This is a genomic window from Agarivorans sp. 2_MG-2023, from assembly GCF_030548085.1.
In the GTDB taxonomy this organism is placed as follows: Bacteria; Pseudomonadota; Gammaproteobacteria; order Enterobacterales; family Celerinatantimonadaceae; genus Agarivorans.
In genome coordinates, this window is the sequence record NZ_JAUORQ010000024.1 from 24,937 (window position 1) to 30,992 (window position 6,056).

Sequence of the window (6,056 nt, forward strand, 5' to 3'; positions counted from 1 at the left end):
CACCTTGTGCCTACTAGGCACAAGGTTGTTTTCATTTTTGAGGATACCGTGCGTTATGCAAGACATTTTCATTGCGATTTGGCACCACGATTTCGATACCTTGCAACAAGTGAGTTCACTAAAAGGCTTTTTGTTACTGCTGGGGTTTATTTTATTACTCGAATCAAGTTTTGTATTTCTGCCTTTACCCGGCGATAGCTTGGTATTGTTTGTTGGCGGATTAGTGGGGCTAGGTATTTTAGATTTCTACCCAGCAGCTGGCGTACTTTGTTTAGCGGCGTCTTTAGGCAGTATTAACGCCTATGTACAAGGCCGATATCTGAATAAAACTAAATTGGTTCCCTTTCTACATCGGGTACTTCCAGATGAGTCTTTACCCAGAGCCAAAGGTTTGTTGCAGCGATATGGATTTTTGTCACTGTTTGTCTCGCGTTTCATCCCGTTTGTGCGAGTACTCACACCGATGCTAATGGGTTTATCTAAGCTGAGTGTTTGGAGAACTATTTTTATCAGTATGACGAGCTCTGTAACCTGGTGTTTGGTTTTACTAATAAGCGGTAAATGGTTGATGATTCATCCTAAACTCAGCCCTTACCAAGCGCTGCTATCAAAAACACTGCTATTAGTCAGCTTGATGTTGATGTTGGTTGCAATTGTTACTTTGCTTGTTCGTTATTACGCGTCTAAAAATGTGACGATGGTAGGGTGTGAAGATAAAGGATGTGATTGAGTTCGATTAAAAACCAGTATATTAAAAAGGAGCACGGTATTGTCTGTACTCCTTTTTAATGTTTGTGGCTATTTAATTGCTGCTATTGGCTACGCACAGCGCATTTAACACCTTTTCTTCAATCGCAACGGCTACGCCATCTTCTTTATTACTTGGTGCAATGTAGTTTGCCATGGCTTTGATCTCTTCATCGGCGTTGCCCATGGCTACTGCTAACCCTGCGTATTGCAGCATATGACGATCATTGTCGGCGTCACCTGCACACATCACTTGAGAAGCATCCAAGTTTAGTATTTTGGCAAGCTGCTCTACACCCACACCTTTGTTGCTGTTAATGTTTAAGAACTCTAGGAAGAAAGGCGCACTACGAACCACGGTGTATTGCTCGCGTAACTCTGCAGGTAAATTAGCAATTGCTTCGTCTAATACACTTTCTTCTGCAACAAACATAATTTTAGTTAATGCATCGTTGGCATCTAAACTAGCAAAATCAATTTCTTTTACGTCCATGCCATTAATTGATGATTCAATGTCTGTCCATGGGTTGTGTTGCTGGGTAATGAGGCCGTGTTCAGCCGAAAAGGCATGAACAAAAACGCCCAACTGCTCAGCAATACGAGCTAAAGAAATACCGTCGGAGCCGAGTAACGTGGTTTTATGAATCACTTCGCCACTGCCCACTCGCTGCACTAATGAGCCATTGTAAGAGATTACGAAGTCTTCATCACTGGTCAGTTCTAATTGCTCAAGGTAAGGGCGCAAGCCTTGTAGTGGGCGGCCAGAGGCAAGCACTACTTTTACACCCGCTTGTTTAGCTTGTTGAATAGCTTGATAAGTACGAGGGGTAATTTTTTTCTCGTCATTGAGAAGTGTGCCGTCCATATCTAGGGCAATAAGTTTAATCATATTTGGGGCAAACCTTTGGTAAGAGCTAAACCAGACAGCGTTAGCTAACAGCGAACATTGCATAAACGAGCGGCGATTTTACACTAAAAATATGACGACTGTATAAACTAGATCAATGCTTAATAAATCAGCGCCGAGCATGATACCTAGTGGTTAATTTGATAGCCTCTTTTACGGCATTATCGTGACTAAAAATTCGGCACTAAAGCTATTACTAATTAATCCAAGTACTTATTCTTAGATTTTGATTTTATTGACTATTAATCTGTTTTGTTAGTAGATAATGGAAAATTCTTAATCTGTTATGTGTAAGTTGGCAATTCGCTAGTCATCATTTATGAGCAACAAGGTAATCTATGAGTAAATCTTGCTACCACTACACGAGTATTGAGGCTCTTTATAATATCGTTACGAATAAGTCATTACATTTTGGTAGCTTCGGAATGATGAATGATCCTCTTGAAACTAAAGTAGATGACGAATTGTTGCGTGAAGCGTATGCAAATGAGTTCAGTGAAGCAGAGCTGCCTCCGGAGTTTTACTTTAAACGCAGTAACACTGACGAGTTTCAATATGTGTCATTCGGTTTCTCTACATCCAAGATCGAAGATGATTTGACTCAGTGGAGGTCTTATACACAAAAAGGCCTAGGAGTTTGCATCGAATTTGATCAAGATGAATTGGAAAAACAGGTATTTAAATTACTAAGGGATGATAAAGCTGTATCGCACGAATGCGTTTACCGCGAAGAAGAAAAGCGAGATTTGTTCATAAAGTATGTGCAATCAGTAAGAGATAATAACTGGTACAAATCTATGAATCGCTCTCATCCCCAATTTTTGAATCATATTCACTTTGCGTCAAACTATATTACCTCGCTACAAGAAATGGCTATTCAAATGAAACATGAATCATTTCGGGCTGAGTCAGAAGTTCGCTTTTTTATTTTCCAAGACAGTTTTAACGGAGATATAAAGATTAAGCCTTGTTCATTGGGGTTAACTCGTTATGTTTGTGTACCGATTACGCCCGAATGCATTAAGTCAATTAGGACTGGACCTTTAGTGGATAAACGAAATAGTTTTATGATCTCAGATTTGTTCTTTTCCAATATGGGTAAACTAGTAGAGGTAACTGAAACTGCTTCTCCATATGTGTAAAGCAACTTTAAGTTTGTTCTTACGTAGGTATATTAAAACCTTTGGCTAATTTAGCGCTGTACTCGGCAAGTTTAGTTAAGATTATTGCATGTTGTACCAAAGAGGCCTTCATTTATGCCTGAGGCAGATTCATTGAACACTATGTCATTTGCTACACCCCAAGATCTTGGCGATTGGCTGCGACTAAACCACGATTCCAAAACTGAACTTTGGGTAAAGATATTCAAGAAAAATAGCGGAATTGAGAGCGTGACATGGAATGATGTTGTTATTGAGGCGCTATGTTGGGGATGGATTGATGGTATTAAGAAGTCCATCGATGAGCAGGCTTATGTTCAACGCATTACACCTAGAAAGAAACGCAGTAACTGGTCTAAAAGAAACACCGAGCATGCAGAGCGCTTGATTGCGGAAAACCGCATGATGGAAGCTGGGCTTGTGCATATTCGGGAAGCTAAAGCTGACGGGCGCTGGGAAAGCGCTTATGTGGTAAGTGAAATGCAAGTACCAACAGATTTTCTCGAAGCACTAGAGGACAAGCCTCAAGCGAAAGCGTTTTTTGATACCCTCACTAAATCGAGTCGTTATGTTATCGCTTATGGATTAATCAGTGCCAAGAAATCTGATACCAGATTAAAACGGTTTACTAAGTACATGGACAAGCTTGTTCACCAAGAAAAGCCCAAGTAACCGTGATTCTACTTACCAAGTGTTGAACGGATGTTGTTGTAAAAAACCGCATGCCTATTCTTAGTTATTGACACTGAATGACTTCACCATCGTGATTCAACTCATCTCTACCAAGTTAGCGAGAAATCCGCATTACAAAAGGAAATATCATGACCTTATTCCCAATTAGCACTTCGCAAGATATTCAAACAGTGGCTGCGCTGGCCAGAGAGATTTGGCTTGAGCACTTCACGCCGATTATTGGGAAAGACCAGGTGGAGTATATGCTGGCTAACTATCATTCTTTAGATAGAATTAGTGAGCAAATTAAATCTGAGAATTACCACTATTACTTATTGCAACATAATGGTGGTAACGCGGGGTATCTGGGTATTCAACTGACAGGAAGTGGTTTATTTTTGAGTAAACTGTATGTGCGTCATTCGGCGCGAGGTTTAGGTGTGGGAAAAGCGGCAATGGCGTTTGCTCAGCAGTTTGCCAAGGACAATGGTGCTTCAAACGTAAACCTTACAGTAAATCGACATAATCACGACTCAATTGCAGCTTACTTAAAAATGGGCTTTGTTAAAGTAAGAGAGGAATGTGCAGATATTGGTCAAGGTTATGTGATGGATGATTGGATTATGGAACTGAACATTAAGCCATAGCGTTGTTTTGTGTAGTTGTTTGGTCACGTAAAAGTATTACTGCTTAGCCTATAAAAAGGACTTGTTGTGAAAAGTATTGCTGATGATTTATTGCTTCAACATAGCTGGTCTGAAGAATACCGAGCAGCGGTTGCCGAGCTTTACGACCAGGCTTTTGGTCAAAAGTTTGCTTTGGCGATTAACCAACAAAGTGTGCGGGTTAGGGTATTAGCAGAGGCGTTTAAGCCTGAATATTCGTTTGTTGTCATGCATCAACAAAAAGTGGTGGCTGTCGCGGGTTTTCAAACACCGCAGGGTAGCTTTACGTCTGGCATTGCTTGGGCTGGTTTATCCCGAATTCTTGGCTCGATTAAAGGGCTTTGGGCTGCAGCGGTGTTTAGTTTGTTTGAACGTAAAGCGAGCGCAAAAACCTTAGTAATGGACGGAATTGTTGTTGCCGAGGAGTATCGTGGCTTAGGCCTTGGCTCTATGCTTCTCGATAAAATGGTTGAGCATGCTACAGAGCTAGGGTTTGAACGGGTTCGTTTAGACGTTATTGATAGCAATCCAAGAGCCAAAAAGCTTTACCTAGCAAAAGGCTTTAAAATTGTTAGCTCTGATTATTACCCCTACCTAAAATGGTTACTGGGTTTTAGCGGTTCTAGCACATTAGAATACCTAACAGCTGCTCCCTCTCTTTCTCCACAAACAGAGCCATTGATGAACAAACCTGCAATGTATTCTACTTACGCCAAAGAGTACGATTTGGCGATTCAAGACAATATTTATAACGCCCATTATGAGCGACCTTCTTTACAAGCTATGTTGGGAGATGTGCAGGGTAAACATGTGCTTGATTTAGGGTGTGGCTCTGGCGTTTATGCTGAATATTTACTAACAAATGGTGCGAGTGTCACCGCGATTGATAATTCAGATGAAATGGTGTTGCTGGTTAAGCAAAAGCTGGGATCGCAGCTTAAGGTGTATCAACAAGATTTAGCCAAGGGCTTGCCGCAGGAGCAAGATAAGCAATTTGATGTGGTGATTTGCCCACTGATGCTTCATTACTTGGAAGATCTAAATCCATTGTTTGCCGCTGTTAAACGGGTACTTAAACCGCAAGGGTGTTTTGTGTTTTCAACTCATCATCCATTAATTGATTTTGAGGCCAGCCCCAGTGGGAACTATTTTGCGACAGAGCTGATTACCGAAGAGTGGGATACAGTAGGTAAACCGGTTTCTGTGAGTTTTTACCGCCGCTCTTTATCTGCCTTAATCTCAGCCCTTACCAGTAACGGTATGTTGCTGAGTGAGTTTAGCGAGGGTAAACCCAGCGAAGCTTTAAAAGAATTATCTCCAGAGCATTTCTTACGCTTGTCTCAGCATCCGCAGTTCATTTTTGTAAAGTGTGTTTTGGCTTAATGTTGACTTTAAAAAGGCCGCCAATAGGCAGCCTTGGTTAGGTTTACGTTTCAGCGTTAGCGAAATGCTATCTGAAATTAGGATTAAGCTTTTTAATTACTTTACGCTACAGCTAGGCTTAACAAAGCTCTGATTAGCATCGTAAGTTCCTTGGAAGCCAAACTCTGTTACGCCGTTGGCTGCAATGACCCCGTTATAGCTTTTGTTGTTCGCCGTTATTGAGGTAGCCGCACTCTCAAAATCAGCATTCCAGCTATTGTTTACTGCCACAGGCAAAGCAAAATCTACTTGTACCTGCCAGTTTTTACTGGCCTGCTTGCCTTGGTTATTTACTTCAACATAGGCCACAAATCCGCCAGTCCAATTGTCAATTCGCTTGACTGTACAGCCGATAAGCGGGTCTGTTGCTGGGTCAACTGGGTCAACTGGGTCAACTGGGTCAACTGGGTCAACTGGGTCAACTGGGTCAACTGTGTCAACTCGGTCCACGGGTGTATGTGATGAACGTCTCCGGGCGCGGGG

Annotated in this window: 7 protein-coding genes; 5 read left to right on the top strand and 2 right to left on the bottom strand. The window is 41.6% G+C overall.

Annotation, left to right across the window (positions count from 1 at the left end):
* Positions 1 to 55: 55 nt before the first annotated feature.
* Positions 56 to 730: a DedA family protein gene (locus tag Q4549_RS21415; RefSeq protein ID WP_303554545.1), complete on the top strand. Its 675-nt coding sequence runs from the start codon at positions 56 to 58 to the stop codon at positions 728 to 730.
* 72 nt (positions 731 to 802) lie between these two features.
* Here Q4549_RS21415 and yidA read toward each other — a convergent pair whose 3' ends face one another.
* Positions 803 to 1,636, bottom strand: a complete 834-nt coding sequence (gene yidA / locus Q4549_RS21420) for a sugar-phosphatase (RefSeq protein WP_303554547.1) — start codon at positions 1,634 to 1,636, stop codon at positions 803 to 805.
* A 356-nt stretch (positions 1,637 to 1,992) separates the two neighbouring features.
* Between yidA and Q4549_RS21425 the strand changes: the two genes are divergently transcribed.
* From Q4549_RS21425 to Q4549_RS21440, 4 genes are all read left to right on the top strand, one after another.
* Entirely contained in the window at positions 1,993 to 2,796 is an 804-nt protein-coding gene (locus tag Q4549_RS21425) for a DUF2971 domain-containing protein (protein ID WP_303554549.1), read from the top strand.
* A gap of 114 nt (positions 2,797 to 2,910) precedes the next feature.
* Positions 2,911 to 3,486 carry a YdeI family protein gene (locus Q4549_RS21430; RefSeq protein WP_303554551.1) on the top strand — a complete coding sequence of 192 codons (576 nt, stop codon included), beginning with the start codon at positions 2,911 to 2,913 and terminating at the stop codon, positions 3,484 to 3,486.
* 149 nt (positions 3,487 to 3,635) lie between these two features.
* Positions 3,636 to 4,133 (top strand): GNAT family N-acetyltransferase, encoded by a 498-nt coding sequence (locus tag Q4549_RS21435; protein WP_303554553.1) that lies wholly within the window; start codon positions 3,636 to 3,638, stop codon positions 4,131 to 4,133.
* A gap of 66 nt (positions 4,134 to 4,199) precedes the next feature.
* Positions 4,200 to 5,534 carry a GNAT family N-acetyltransferase gene (locus Q4549_RS21440; protein ID WP_303554555.1) on the top strand — a complete coding sequence of 445 codons (1,335 nt, stop codon included), beginning with the start codon at positions 4,200 to 4,202 and terminating at the stop codon, positions 5,532 to 5,534.
* 96 nt (positions 5,535 to 5,630) lie between these two features.
* Here the strand turns inward: Q4549_RS21440 and Q4549_RS21445 are convergent.
* Positions 5,631 to 6,056, bottom strand: a 426-nt coding sequence (locus Q4549_RS21445; RefSeq protein ID WP_303557276.1) for a cellulose binding domain-containing protein, incomplete at its 5' end; no start/stop codon positions are given.